Source organism: Paenibacillus lacisediminis, assembly GCF_046567315.2.
In genome coordinates this window covers 304,380-316,604 of the sequence record NZ_JBKIAX020000009.1, presented here as the reverse complement: position 1 = coordinate 316,604, position 12,225 = coordinate 304,380, and the positions used below count along the sequence as shown (strand labels likewise).

Annotated in this window: 13 protein-coding genes, 10 tRNA genes and 1 rRNA gene; 21 read left to right on the top strand and 3 right to left on the bottom strand. The window is 46.3% G+C overall.

Annotated features, from left to right (window positions below; all coding sequences use genetic code 11):
• The first annotated feature begins 4 nt into the window (after positions 1–4).
• From rrf to ACLD72_RS19100, 11 genes are all read left to right on the top strand, one after another.
• Positions 5–121, top strand: a 5S ribosomal RNA gene (gene rrf / locus ACLD72_RS19150).
• Positions 122–126: 5 nt separating this feature from the next.
• Positions 127–199: transfer RNA gene (locus ACLD72_RS19145), tRNA-Asn, on the top strand.
• A gap of 59 nt (positions 200–258) precedes the next feature.
• Positions 259–350: transfer RNA gene (locus ACLD72_RS19140), tRNA-Ser, on the top strand.
• Positions 351–367: 17 nt separating this feature from the next.
• Positions 368–442: transfer RNA gene (locus ACLD72_RS19135), tRNA-Glu, on the top strand.
• A 44-nt stretch (positions 443–486) separates the two neighbouring features.
• A tRNA-Val gene (locus ACLD72_RS19130) sits at positions 487–562 on the top strand.
• A gap of 18 nt (positions 563–580) precedes the next feature.
• Positions 581–654: transfer RNA gene (locus ACLD72_RS19125), tRNA-Met, on the top strand.
• A gap of 72 nt (positions 655–726) precedes the next feature.
• Positions 727–803 (top strand) — tRNA-Asp (locus ACLD72_RS19120).
• A gap of 38 nt (positions 804–841) precedes the next feature.
• Positions 842–914, top strand: a tRNA-Lys gene (locus ACLD72_RS19115).
• A 14-nt stretch (positions 915–928) separates the two neighbouring features.
• A tRNA-Gly gene (locus tag ACLD72_RS19110) sits at positions 929–1,003 on the top strand.
• A 6-nt stretch (positions 1,004–1,009) separates the two neighbouring features.
• Positions 1,010–1,083 (top strand) — tRNA-Arg (locus ACLD72_RS19105).
• Positions 1,084–1,093: 10 nt separating this feature from the next.
• Positions 1,094–1,173: transfer RNA gene (locus ACLD72_RS19100), tRNA-Leu, on the top strand.
• 497 nt (positions 1,174–1,670) lie between these two features.
• Here ACLD72_RS19100 and ACLD72_RS19095 read toward each other — a convergent pair.
• On the bottom strand, positions 1,671–1,796 hold the full coding sequence (locus tag ACLD72_RS19095; protein WP_458476114.1) for a hypothetical protein: 126 nt from the start codon (positions 1,794–1,796) through the stop codon (positions 1,671–1,673).
• A gap of 81 nt (positions 1,797–1,877) precedes the next feature.
• On the opposite strand from ACLD72_RS19095, the gene ACLD72_RS19090 reads away from it, so the two are divergent.
• The 8 genes from ACLD72_RS19090 to ACLD72_RS19055 all read left to right on the top strand — a co-directional run bounded on the left by ACLD72_RS19090 (position 1,878) and on the right by ACLD72_RS19055 (position 8,740).
• Positions 1,878–2,399, top strand: coding sequence for a MarR family transcriptional regulator (locus tag ACLD72_RS19090; protein WP_411001532.1), 522 nt, complete (start codon positions 1,878–1,880; stop codon positions 2,397–2,399).
• A complete protein-coding gene (gene sufC / locus ACLD72_RS19085; RefSeq protein ID WP_411001533.1) occupies positions 2,380–3,159 on the top strand; it encodes a Fe-S cluster assembly ATPase SufC in 780 nt (259 codons plus the stop codon). Before ACLD72_RS19090 ends, sufC begins: the two co-directional genes overlap by 20 nt.
• Before the next feature lie 23 nt (positions 3,160–3,182).
• On the top strand, positions 3,183–4,490 hold the full coding sequence (gene sufD / locus ACLD72_RS19080; RefSeq protein WP_411001534.1) for a Fe-S cluster assembly protein SufD: 1,308 nt from the start codon (positions 3,183–3,185) through the stop codon (positions 4,488–4,490).
• A gap of 42 nt (positions 4,491–4,532) precedes the next feature.
• Positions 4,533–5,930, top strand: a complete 1,398-nt coding sequence (gene sufB, locus ACLD72_RS19075; RefSeq protein WP_411001535.1) for a Fe-S cluster assembly protein SufB — start codon at positions 4,533–4,535, stop codon at positions 5,928–5,930.
• Positions 5,905–6,201 carry a hypothetical protein gene (locus ACLD72_RS19070; protein ID WP_411001536.1) on the top strand — a complete coding sequence of 99 codons (297 nt, stop codon included), beginning with the start codon at positions 5,905–5,907 and terminating at the stop codon, positions 6,199–6,201. Before sufB ends, ACLD72_RS19070 begins: the two co-directional genes overlap by 26 nt.
• A 44-nt stretch (positions 6,202–6,245) precedes the next feature.
• Positions 6,246–6,485 carry a NifU family protein gene (locus ACLD72_RS19065; protein WP_036620548.1) on the top strand — a complete coding sequence of 80 codons (240 nt, stop codon included), beginning with the start codon at positions 6,246–6,248 and terminating at the stop codon, positions 6,483–6,485.
• A 75-nt stretch (positions 6,486–6,560) separates the two neighbouring features.
• Entirely contained in the window at positions 6,561–7,784 is a 1,224-nt protein-coding gene (locus tag ACLD72_RS19060; RefSeq protein ID WP_411001537.1) for a CynX/NimT family MFS transporter, read from the top strand.
• 32 nt (positions 7,785–7,816) lie between these two features.
• Positions 7,817–8,740 (top strand): alpha/beta hydrolase, encoded by a 924-nt coding sequence (locus ACLD72_RS19055; protein WP_411001538.1) that lies wholly within the window; start codon positions 7,817–7,819, stop codon positions 8,738–8,740.
• Between the two features lie 87 nt (positions 8,741–8,827).
• Here ACLD72_RS19055 and ACLD72_RS19050 read toward each other — a convergent pair whose 3' ends face one another.
• Entirely contained in the window at positions 8,828–9,133 is a 306-nt protein-coding gene (locus ACLD72_RS19050; RefSeq protein ID WP_411001539.1) for a Dabb family protein, read from the bottom strand.
• Between the two features lie 191 nt (positions 9,134–9,324).
• Between ACLD72_RS19050 and ACLD72_RS19045 the strand changes: the two genes are divergently transcribed.
• Positions 9,325–10,179 carry a helix-turn-helix transcriptional regulator gene (locus ACLD72_RS19045; protein WP_411001540.1) on the top strand — a complete coding sequence of 285 codons (855 nt, stop codon included), beginning with the start codon at positions 9,325–9,327 and terminating at the stop codon, positions 10,177–10,179.
• On the opposite strand, the gene ACLD72_RS19040 is transcribed toward ACLD72_RS19045, so the two are convergent.
• Positions 10,171–11,463 carry an FAD-dependent oxidoreductase gene (locus ACLD72_RS19040; RefSeq protein ID WP_411001541.1) on the bottom strand — a complete coding sequence of 431 codons (1,293 nt, stop codon included), beginning with the start codon at positions 11,461–11,463 and terminating at the stop codon, positions 10,171–10,173. The genes ACLD72_RS19045 and ACLD72_RS19040 overlap by 9 nt on opposite strands.
• Positions 11,464–11,613: 150 nt before the next feature.
• On the opposite strand from ACLD72_RS19040, the gene ACLD72_RS19035 reads away from it, so the two are divergent.
• Positions 11,614–12,225 (top strand): TetR/AcrR family transcriptional regulator, encoded by a 612-nt coding sequence (locus ACLD72_RS19035; protein ID WP_411001542.1) that lies wholly within the window; start codon positions 11,614–11,616, stop codon positions 12,223–12,225.

The window sequence follows — 12,225 nt, the reverse complement described above, 5'->3', positions numbered from 1 at the left end:
AACGTTTGGTGGCGATGGCGGAGGGGTTCCACGCGTACCCATCCCGAACACGACCGTTAAGCCCTCCAGCGCCGATGGTACTTGGACCGAAGGGTCCTGGGAGAGTAGGACGCCGCCAAGCAATGTTCCCTGATAGCTCAGTCGGTAGAGCACTCGACTGTTAATCGAGTTGTCACAGGTTCGAGTCCTGTTCGGGGAGTTATCCCGGAAAGCAAGCGGATCAACATTCTGTTGCTTTCCGGGGAGACCAACTCTTATGGAGAGGTGTCCGAGTTGGCCGAAGGAGCACGATTGGAAATCGTGTAGGCGTCACAAGCGTCTCGAGGGTTCGAATCCCTCTCTCTCCGCCAGCTTGGATTTATATTGCGGCCCGTTGGTCAAGGGGTTAAGACACCTCCCTTTCACGGAGGTAACAGGGGTTCGAATCCCCTACGGGTCACCACTTTTTTATAATGTATCAAAGTAGGCAAAACTAAAGTATCCCATGGAGGCTTAGCTCAGCTGGGAGAGCATCTGCCTTACAAGCAGAGGGTCAGCGGTTCGATCCCGTTAGCCTCCACCATAAGAATGTTTTTATCGACGCGGGGTGGAGCAGCCCGGTAGCTCGTCGGGCTCATAACCCGAAGGCCGCAGGTTCAAATCCTGCCCCCGCAATTAACTCCAAAATAGTGATGAGAGGCCTGAGATTGCTCGGATCGATATGCGGAGTTTGTAATTATCAAGTGTGGAGCCGTGGTGTAGAGGCCTAACATGCCTGCCTGTCACGCAGGAGACCGCGGGTTCGAATCCCGTCGGCTCCGCCATTTCATCCTTGAAAAGGGATGAGAAATTTTTTTTGTACGAGCCATTAGCTCAGTTGGTAGAGCACCTGACTTTTAATCAGGGTGTCGAAGGTTCGAGTCCTTCATGGCTCACGTTAATTTGATACGCGGACGTGGCTCAGCGGTAGAGCATCGCCTTGCCAAGGCGAGGGTCGCGGGTTCGATTCCCGTCGTCCGCTCCATAATTTGCGCCCTTAGCTCAGCTGGATAGAGCGTTAGACTACGAATCTAAAGGTCAGGAGTTCGAATCTCTTAGGGCGCGTATTTTTTTTGCCGGTGTGGCGGAATTGGCAGACGCGCGCGACTCAAAATCGTGAGGGAAACCGTGGGGGTTCGAGTCCCTTCACCGGCATCATACTTCATCCATAATTAGTTCATTTAGAGAATTAAATTCTCTGATGAGCTTTTTTTATTTTATATTTAGTTTCCCGGCCATCGTCTGAGCGGAAGACATTTTTGCGCCATACCCCAAGTAGGGGGATTTATTGGCTGTTGTTGCGAGATGTGTCTAAAGCGTTAATTAGGATGGGGATGGATGACTCATCCATTGCCGAAACCCCCCGGATGTTCTGTCCGAACTATTGAAGATTGGCGTAAGCAAGCTTACTAATTCCGTTCCTTTGGAGCGGTTTCCTTTTTTATCAGGGGTCAGTGTTCCATTCCTTCGCATTTACCCAAATTTTCAGTTTGTTGCTCATCCTCCGGCTCATCTAGTGCTGCTTGCTCCTGCAATTCCTTAAACTCCAATGCGGAGTTAATCTCAGACTCCCCCTCGCTTTTTCAAATACCGGTTGAGCTTCGGCATGGATTTGCTACAAAAGTGGTAGCTGAATCCGCCGGTGGAATGCTTCAGCGCCCGAAGGTGCATTCGATCTTGAACCGGGCGGCATACAGCTCGATGATCCCGGTCGCCTCCAGGCTCAATAATTGATATTGATTATCATTATCATATATGCTAATATAAATTTTGTTCACATGCGAACAAAAAAGGATAACAATCTGGTGCTGACACTGAACTTGGTCTGCAACTACTACAAGAGAGGGGAGATTGCGAAATTGGAGTTTCAAAATGATTTTAAAGGTCATCTTTACGAGCAATATATTAGAATGCTGCATCTGAATGAGTTGTATACTGAGCATGAAATTGACATGTTTCGGCAACAAGCCAGAGAGCACCAGATCGACATGCTTTCTAACAATATTACAAGTGTACACGTTATCGATTGCATTGGTGATTATGAACCGATAAATCATACCGGAATTGTGAAGAAAATGGATTTGTCCAAAGCAAGCATTACTTATATTTGTTCAAAGCTGCTGGAAACGGACTTTATTATGAAAAGTCAACTGAACAACAATCGGAAGGAGATTTATTTTAGCTTAACGGATAAGGGAAGACGTGTTTATCATTTGCATAAAAAGCTGCATCAAGAGAAAGAAGAAAGTTTTTACCGATTTATCGAATCCTATTCTGAGACTGAGTTACAGACTATCGGAAAATTTATGAGTGATTTGTTGGCGCGTGCCGAAAAACTCTACGGAAGGGAAGTTAGGGAAAATGACGACCTTAAAGATTGAGGAATTAAGATCCAAGATTGAAGGGAAAGAAATTTTAAAAGGGCTCACACTGGAGATTCATGGCGGAGAGATTCATGCGATTATGGGGCCTAATGGGACGGGAAAAAGTACGTTGGCTTCGGCTTTAATGGGCCATCCCAAATATGAGGTTACTGGCGGCAAGGTGACACTGGACAATGAAGACCTTCTGGAGATGGAGGTGGATGAGCGGGCCCGGGCAGGCTTGTTCCTCGCTATGCAATACCCAAGTGAAATTGCCGGAGTGACGAACTCGGACTTTCTCAGAAGTGCCATCAATGCACGGCGTGAAGAAGGCGATGAGATCTCCTTAATCCGTTTTATCCGTGAAATGGAGAGCAAAATGAAGGGGCTGGAGATGAATCCGGAATTCGCGCATCGTTATTTGAATGAGGGATTCTCCGGCGGCGAAAAAAAGCGGAATGAGATTTTGCAAATGATGCTGCTTGAACCCAAGTTTGTGATTTTGGATGAAGTAGATTCCGGGCTTGATATTGATGCACTGCGTATTGTGGCTAATGGTGTAAATGAGATGCGCAGCCCGGATAGAGGTTTTTTAATCATCACCCATTATCAACGCCTGTTGAATTATATCACCCCGGATTTTGTGCATGTCATGATGCAAGGCCGGATTGTCAAATCTGGCGGCCCGGAGCTTGCCCACCGTTTGGAGGCTGAAGGGTACGATTGGGTGAAAGAGGAGCTTGGGATTACGGATGAGACGGTAGGCGAGGAAGTTTAAAAGCTGAAGAGGAGGAAAAGCAAGTGGGTATACAAGCAAGAATTTCAATAAATGCGAACGCTTTGCGCGCTTGGTCAAGTGCTAAGGATGAACCTCGTTGGCTGCTTGAACGCAGGATGCGGGCACTCGAGCTGGCAGGGACGCTGGAGCTGCCTAAAGTGGAGAAAACTAAACTTGAGAAATGGGATATCTACGAAACAGGAGATTACAAAGCTGAGAATCCGTGGTCAAGTTTGGAAGATGCGCCGGAGGTTGTTCGAGGTTTGGTTGCTTCTCCAGTGAAAGGCGGACTGATCGTTCAGTTCAATTCGGATGTAGTGTATACGGAATTGTCCGAGAGCTTAGCCGCCAAGGGAGTCATTTTAACGGATCTGCATACTGCGGCAAAAGAGCATGAGGCGTTGGTTCAACGTTATCTCTTTCAGGCAGTGAAGCCGGAAGAGCATAGTTTATCTGCTGCACACAGTGCCTTATGGAGTGGTGGCGTTTTTCTATATGTCCCGGACGGTGTAGAGGTTGAAGCGCCCATTCAAGCGATCTTTCTTAACGATACAAGCGGTGTGCGTTTCGCCCCTCACGTCTTAATTGTGGCCGGGAGCAACAGCAAGATCATTTATGTGGATAATTGTGTGTCGAGCGGGGATGATGTCAAGGCATTGCATAACGGTGTGGTTGAGGTCTTTGCGGGAGCGGGCTCAAAGGTGCAAGTCGCTTCGGTTCATCAGCTTGCTGCAGCAACAACGGATTTCACCGAGCGGCGGGCGGTCGTTCTTGCCGATGGGGCTGTGGAATGGATTATCGGCGAGATGAACAATGGTTATACCGCCAGCGATACCAAGACTTTGCTTCAAGGCAATGGGTCGGTATCCGACACTAAGGTGATTGCGATTGGCACGGGCATTCAAAAATCGAGCTACACAACTCAAGCCCGGCATTTTGGCAGAAGCTCGGTAAGCCAGATGATTACGCGTGCAGTCATGCTTGATGAAGCTACGGCCATTATCAACGGCATTACAAAGATTGAAAAAGGCGCAACCCATTGCGATGGTCAGCAAACAGAACGCGTGCTTATGTTAAGTCCTAAAGCGCGCGGCGATGCCAATCCGATCCTGCTGATCGATGAGGATGATGTAACCGCCGGTCATGCTGCATCCGTGGGGCAAGTCAATGCGGAACAAATCTATTATCTGATGTCGCGCGGGATATCTCGGAGTGAAGCCGAATATCTTGTTATTTTCGGATTCCTCGCTCCTGTCATTTCGGAAATCCCGCTGGAGGGGGTTCGCAGTCGACTGCAAGATTTGGTGGAGAGTAAGCTCGGCAGATCATAGTAAATCAAAATAAGTCTCGGAAGGTTAAAAGGAGTGTTACTAATGGCTAAAAAAGCGCCGGATATGGGCGAATATAAATACGGGTTTCGCGACGAGCACCAGTCTATTTTTCAATCCGGAAAAGGTCTGACTGAAGAGATCGTCCGGGAAATTTCCCGAATCAAGGAAGAGCCGGAATGGATGCTCGATTTTCGGCTGAAAGCTTTGAAACAATTCAATAAGATGCCGATGCCTCAATGGGGAGCGGATTTGGCCGGACTAAATCTTGATGACATCCAATATTACGTTCGCCCTTCTGAAAAACAGGGAAAGACCTGGGAGGAGGTTCCTTCCGAGATCAAAGCAACCTTTGACAAGCTGGGGATTCCTGAAGCGGAGCAAGAGTTCCTGGCGGGCGTATCCGCTCAATACGAGTCAGAAGTAATCTATCACAGTATGCAGAAAGAACTGGAGGATCAGGGCGTTATTTTCCTTGATACGGATACTGCCTTAAAGCAATACCCCGAAGTGTTTAAGCAATATTTTGGAACGATCATCCCTCCCGCCGACAATAAATTTGCGGCGCTTAACAGTGCGGTTTGGTCAGGCGGCAGCTTTGTATACATCCCGAAGGGTGTTCAGTGTGAGGTTCCGATACAAGGGTATTTTCGTATTAATTCTGAAAATATGGGCCAATTCGAGCGGACATTAATTATTGCCGAAGAGGGCAGCTTTGTCCATTATGTTGAAGGATGCACAGCGCCTATTTATAGTACCAGTTCTTTGCATAGCGGAGTTATTGAAATTATTTGCCGGAAAGATTCCCGTGTCCGCTACACGACCATCCAGAATTGGGCTCCTAATATCTACAACTTGGTAACCCAAAGGGCTGTGGCAGAGGAAAACGCCACAATGGAATGGGTGGACGGCAACATCGGCTCCAAGGTAACAATGAAGTACCCGGCTGTACTATTGAAAGGGCGGGGAGCCAAAGGGTCCATCCTGTCTATTGCCGTAGCCGGTAAAGATCAGCATCAAGATGCCGGCGCGAAGGTCATTCACCTTGCTCCCGAGACAACATCTACGATCATATCCAAATCCATCAGCAAACAGGGAGGCAAAGTAAACTACCGGGGGTTGTCCAGCTTCAGCCGCGATTCCGCAGGGTCCAAGTCCAATATTAAGTGCGATACGTTGATTTTAGACAACCTCTCAACATCAGATACAATTCCGTACAATGAAATTAAAAACGATCAGATTACTTTGGAGCACGAGGCAACAGTATCCAAAGTGTCCGAGGAGCAATTATTTTACTTAATGAGCCGCGGGCTTACAGAACAGGATGCCACACAAATGATTGTAATGGGCTTTATTGAGCCATTTACCAAAGAATTGCCGATGGAATATGCCGTTGAAATGAATCGGCTGATTCAATTTGAGATGGAAGGAAGCATCGGTTGATTCATTATTTAATCATCAAGCGTTTTACTTTTTAAGTGGCATGGGGTGTATTTTAGTGAAGAAAAATAACTCAGACATCTCAGAATTAGAGCAAATTACTCGAGAGAAAAAGAAAATTCAGTTCTATCTTAATATGCTCCTAGGACTGAGTGCCAGTTGTGGTGTGATGATATCTACGGATCCCATTTATAAGATTTTAATGGAACTTTCAGATCAAGAGGCCTCTCTTACCAAAAAGGCAAAGGATCAATCCGACCAACCGGAACGATAAAGGCATGAATTCATGTTGTTAAAACAATGAGAGGAGCTGGCATTATGGAGGATAACGGGATTTTGTTCGACGAAGTATCGGAAGTGCTATTCAAGCTACGTCCTTTCTTATTGCGTGACGGGGGAGACGCAGAATTGGTCGAGGTTGAGAACGGTGTAGCCAAATTAAGATTTTTGGGAGCTTGCCACGGTTGCCCAAGTGCGACGATCACATTAAAGGCCGCTATTGAACGCGCCATTCTTGAGGAAATTGATGATATTAAAGAGGTTGTACAAGTATTCTAAATTTCAATGAACGATAAGAAGGTATCGTCGAAAGAGAACGCTTCTTCATCATGAGATGACATTCAGGAGGAAAAAATGCCGAATCCAATCAAGAAAGTTAGGAAAAATCAAGCCGCTACGACCTGGCTGATGGTTCTGGGGATTATTGTTATTGCAGCTAATTTACGCGCACCGTTAACCTCAGTCGGTTCTTTAGTGAGCTTTATACGGGACGACATTCAGATTTCAAATACTCTGGCAGGTTTGATTACGACGGTACCCTTACTTGCTTTTGCCTTATTATCGCCTCTAGTTCCTAAATTGGGACGGAAATTGGGAGCTGAGCTCCTCATATTGATTGCCCTTCTATTCTTAATCGTTGGCATTGTCATACGTTCTTTATCAGGGGCAGCAGACTTATATCTTGGGACAGCCATACTTGGATCTGCAATTGCAGTTTGTAATGTATTATTACCCAGCATCATCAAACGTGATTTCCCCCATCAAATCGGCGCCATCACAGGCGTATATTCGATTTCCATGAGCTTATGCGGAGCCATCGCTTCAGGAATCAGTGTGCCCTTAGCAGTTGGAGCAGGTTTGAAATGGCAAGGTGCGTTGGGAATTTGGGGGATCCTCTGTGTTGTGTCCATCCTCTGTTGGTTGCCGCAGTTAAGAAATCAAACCAAGCCAACAACGATTTCCGGTGAGCACACGGTGAAGAGAGAGGTGAATGTTTGGCTGTCCTCCCTTGCTTGGCAAGTAACGATGTTTATGGGCATTCAGTCCATGATATTCTATGTGCTTATCGCGTGGTTGCCTGAAATTTTGCATGGGCAGGGGATTGACTCCAGTCGATCTGGATGGTATCTCTCGATCATGCAATTATCTCCTCTTCCATTTTCCTTTATTGTGCCCGTTATTGCTGGTCGCATGTCTAACCAACGATCATTAGTGATCATCACGGCGATTTTGCTGATAACGGGGATACTCGGGCTGCTTTACGGAAGTTCTTCTCTTCTTTTGTTATGGGTCATCATGCTCGGAGTTGGCGGAGGATTCGCCTTTGGTTTGGCTATGATGTTCTTTGGCTTACGTACTGAGAATGCTCATCAGGCTGCTGAACTATCCGGCATGGCGCAATCGATTGGATATCTCTTTGCAGCAAGCGGGCCGGCCCTCATTGGTTTTTTGCATGACATAACGAAGAACTGGACTCTGCCACTCCTGATATTACTGAGTGCTTCTGTCTTCCTATTTGTGTTTGGGATAGGTTCAGCACGAAACCGATTTGTAGGTGAGCTCCATCATCACTTATAATTTCAGTAATAGTTGGAGGTGTAGAACAATCAATGAACGTATTTTCTAAAGGAACAAAAATGGTATTTGGATTGCTCCTTTTACTAGTCACGATTACAGGATGCACCACCCCAATGCCGATATCTTCAAATGAAAATCAATCTCTATCTCATCAACCTCAAGATACGAAACCTGTAGAAAATGCTGTACCTGAAACACCAGTTGCCGAAGTGAAGAACATTCCCCCAAACAAACCGGTTGAATATGATCCTGCCTGGCCGGATCAGTCGGTGAAGTCTTCTAACGGGCATCTTGTGAATAGTTGTGTTCCGGATGAGCTGCGCGATAAAGCAACTACCTTAACAACCAGTGATGGGGTGTATCTGTCTGCACTTGTGCTTGGCAGCGGAGATAAAGGAGTCCTGCTTGCACACGAGCAAGGCTATAACATTTGCTCTTTTCTTGACATGGGAACTGAACTGGCTGACAGCGGGTATCTGGTGGTTATTCCTGAATATCGTAATCATGGTGCCTCACAGGATTTTCCGGAGGATAATCAGAATATAGATCGTGATGCAGATGCTGCCTTAAGCGAACTCGAACGATGGGGTGCAAAAAGAGTGTTTTTGGCGGGAGCATCATGTGGCGGTAGTACAGCAATCATTGCAGGCGTTCGTCAGGCGCTGCCTATTGAGGGGCTGATTATTCTTTCTTCTCCTGCACAATGTGGGCCCCTTGATGCCATTCCGAGCGTGGAGAAGATTAAAGCACCATCCATGTTTGTGTTTTCACCTGGCGATTATGGAGGCTCCATTGAACAAGAAGTGCGCAAATTATATCAAGCATCCGGAGCAACGGATAAAGAGCTAATTGTGGATGAGAGTGGTTATCACGGAACAGATATGTACCATAGGGGAGAGCACGGTGATGCCTTGAAGTCCAAGCTTATAGACTTTGTTAAGAAGGTATTTACTTAAAGCAGATAACTTTTGTAAGGTCAAGAGAAAGCCGCTCGTTTCCCGGCAGGGGAACGGAGCGGCAATATGATGCAGGGTCAGGGAAGATCATGAAGCAAACGGGTAATCCATAACGACGATTCCTTCCACAAACGGGCCAATAGATTGCAATAATCCTTGATGCAGGGGGTGCTGAATATAATCCCGGCAAGCCTGTTGATCCTCGAAAGTGACTCTGATTCCGAGCGTAAACCCCTGCATATGCTCTATTTCCTCCGTAACGTTAATCCCGGCGCTAAGCTCCACGATCCCCGGAATGTTCCCTTTAAAGTCATGTGCGCGCTTTATTGCACTTTCTATTCCTTCAATAGAAACATCGGGTTTGAATTTCAATAGCACGATATGCTCAAACATCTTACTCCCTCCTAGGTCTTGGTTTATTTTTGACTTTGGAGCTGCTTCAATTGGGAGAGCTCCTTCATCCCTTTCACGAAATTGTCGGTCATAAACTAGTCTATAAGGACCCTAAGAGGCTAGGAAGAGATCTAGTTATCGTAGGATTGGGAATCCTACGTTCATGAATAGATAGGAGGCATGTAGAGATTATGGCGAACAGATTGGACCGTTATGAGGAATTGTCCCGTTTTTTGCGTTCACGCCGTGAACGAATAACCCCGGAACAAGCAGGCGTGCCGGATTCCGGACGCAGACGAACCCCCGGGCTTCGCCGCAGCGAGGTAGCTCTGCTGGCAGACGTGGGGCTGGATTGGTACACCTATTTGGAACAAGGACGTCATATCAACGTATCCGCTGAGGTTCTTGATCGAATCGCGAAGGTGCTTCGGTTAGATGAGTCGGAACGCAGGCATCTGTACCATCTTGCCCGTAAGCAAATTCCCTTGACCGGTATGAAGCAACCGTCTGAGGTATCGCCGGAGCTTCAACGTTTCTTGGATAGCCAGAACCTCTCCCCTGCGAATGTCATGGATGCGCGCATGAACATCATTGCCTGGAATGAAACCTACTGCGCATTAAATGGGAATCTCTCGGTGATGTCGGAGAGGGAGCGGAATTTGGTTTGGATGACGTTTACCTCTCCCCGTTTTCGCTATCTAAAGGGAGACCAATGGGAACTGCATGCCAGACGAATCGTTGCTCGTTTCCATGCCGGGTATGCGCGTCACGTCGACGATCCTTGGTGGTCCGAACAGTTCGAGTTGCTTTCACAGGCTAGCAGGGAATTTCGAGAATTTTGGGATTCCCACGAGGTTCTCGATGCGATGGATGCGCCTAAGACGCTGCATTGTCCGAATCTCGGGATCTTGAATTTTGATCTGGTTTCGTTTCATTACTTGAACGATTCTAATTTGACCGTCTCCATTCATGTTCCTCATCCGGATGGCACGGTGGATAAGATGCAGCAACTGTTAATGGATTATCGGAGCCAGCAGTTACATTAATTTCTCTTGTTGTAATGCTTTTAATCCTGCCGCATTTATTACATTCCATGGTGTGTTTAATTCTGGCTGAAAGAAGAAGTCGGCATAGGCCAATTGTTCTAAGGTGCATCCGGTTTGAATCGCAAGGGAGACCGTATTAATATGAGCAGTCAAATCAACTGTAGACATGATTTGTCCCCCTAAAATCTCTAAAGTGGTTGGATCGTAAACCAGTTTGAACATAACGGTCGTCTCCGGAGAGAACAGGGCTGCCCCCTGTTCCAAGTAGACGGATTTGATTTCAATGCCAAGCTTTTTTGCCGTTTTATCATTCAAACCAGCTGTAGCGAAATAATAATCGAAAATATGTGCACCTGAAGAGCCTTGTACACCAGGAAGCGGATGAATGGCTTCGTATAAGTTTTTTACTGCATAATGGGCTTGACGACGCGCGTTGGTTCCTAATGAAACATTCATCCGCATTTTACCGGGATTGTACCAAACCGTTGTTGCATCCCCAATGGCGAAAATATCGGGCGCACTTGTACGCATGTATTCATCTGTTTTAATTCTGCCATCCGGCAATAATTCCACTGCGCCTCGCAACCATTCCGTGTTGGGACGATTGCCGGCAGACAAGATGACCAGGTCTGCTGAATAGGTGCCTTTTTTAGTGACAACCTCGACGACTCGATCATTTTCATCACCGACAAATTCGAGGATCGAGTTGCCTAGTGCCAATTCCACATCCCGATCTTTCATTTCTTCTTCAAGTACATCCGTAAATTCTTGATCTAAATAGGAGCTTAAAGGACGATCGTTGATGTCCATTAACGTAACCTTTTTCCCTGATTCGGCAAATAATGAAGCGGCTCCCGTCCCAATGTATCCTGCGCCAACAATTACAACGTGTTTAATACCTGGATCTGCAGCATGTTTTCTCATATTGAATAGATCTTGTCGACTGCTCATTGTACCGATGTTTGTTAAATGCTGTCCAGGGACAAGAGGAATAAACGGCTTTGCACCCGGACTTAAAATGATTTTGTCATAACCCTCCTTTCGCGTTTCCCCTGTCATAAGATCGATTATTTCTACTTGGTGTTTGCCAGGTTCTACTCTAGTTATTTCAGTGTTGCTGAAGATGGATACTCCTTGTTGTTGAATGGCTTCAAGATCCTTGGCCGAAATGGAGGAGAAGTCCCCTTTGTCATACCATTGAACGTTCGCATTCGGACACATCAACCGTAACGCTTCAACCGCTTCAATCCCCCCGTGCGAGCCTCCTAAAACAATAACTTTCATGATGATCTCTCCTTTGGATACATGACTGTATCTTATTTTATAATTAGGATACATCAATGTATCTTAAGAAGTCAATTAGATACACATTTGGATCTTATTTATTTAAGATACAGTTTCCTGTATAATGAGCATACAAGGAGAGAAAAAGGGATGACGGAATCAAATAAAAGCCGCCGCCGCGGCGACCAATTACAAAATGATATTTATGCAGCAACGTATCGTCTGCTGGAGACGGAAGGGTACAGTGCGATTAATTTTGCGCGTATTGCTCGTGAGGCGAATACCAGTCGTTCGGTGGTTTATCGTTATTGGGATACTCCGTTTGATTTAGTGTTTGCAGCTGTCCAACAACGGATGCAACAATCGGAAGGGATATTCAAGAGTCTGGATCTCGACAGGGGCAGTCTCCGTGATGATTTAGTATCTGTGGGTCAGCATTTTATTTTGGAGTCCGACAATGGACCGTTTAGATTATTTAAAATGCTGTTTTCCGAGATGATTAGCCAGCAGGAGCGAGAACGGACCAGCCAGATGTTGGCCGAAGCAACAGGTTCCAATATCAAGATTATGGATTACGTTCTTCAACAGGCCATACAACGGGGAGAAATCACAAAGCTCCCACCTAAAGCGACCAAACTCATTCTTTTTGAGCAAATTCGTTATACGTTTATGCTTGAAAATGGAGGGGTGTCGCATCAGAAATTGGAAGAGATTGTTGATCATGTGGTGCTGTCGGCTATTTTATATTTTTCGAAACCGTGA

What these genes read in the sequence shown, in the direction of transcription:
- sufC (WP_411001533.1), top strand. Translation starts at nt 2,380, where the DNA reads ATGACGACCTTAAAGATTGAGGAATTAAGATCCAAGATTGAAGGGAAA.
- sufB (WP_411001535.1), top strand. Translation starts at nt 4,533, where the DNA reads ATGGCTAAAAAAGCGCCGGATATGGGCGAATATAAATACGGGTTTCGC.
- ACLD72_RS19065 (WP_036620548.1), top strand. Translation starts at nt 6,246, where the DNA reads ATGGAGGATAACGGGATTTTGTTCGACGAAGTATCGGAAGTGCTATTC.
- ACLD72_RS19060 (WP_411001537.1), top strand. Translation starts at nt 6,561, where the DNA reads ATGCCGAATCCAATCAAGAAAGTTAGGAAAAATCAAGCCGCTACGACC.
- ACLD72_RS19055 (WP_411001538.1), top strand. Translation starts at nt 7,817, where the DNA reads ATGAACGTATTTTCTAAAGGAACAAAAATGGTATTTGGATTGCTCCTT.
- ACLD72_RS19050 (WP_411001539.1), bottom strand. Translation starts at nt 9,133, where the DNA reads ATGTTTGAGCATATCGTGCTATTGAAATTCAAACCCGATGTTTCTATT.
- ACLD72_RS19045 (WP_411001540.1), top strand. Translation starts at nt 9,325, where the DNA reads ATGGCGAACAGATTGGACCGTTATGAGGAATTGTCCCGTTTTTTGCGT.
- ACLD72_RS19040 (WP_411001541.1), bottom strand. Translation starts at nt 11,463, where the DNA reads ATGAAAGTTATTGTTTTAGGAGGCTCGCACGGGGGGATTGAAGCGGTT.
- ACLD72_RS19035 (WP_411001542.1), top strand. Translation starts at nt 11,614, where the DNA reads ATGACGGAATCAAATAAAAGCCGCCGCCGCGGCGACCAATTACAAAAT.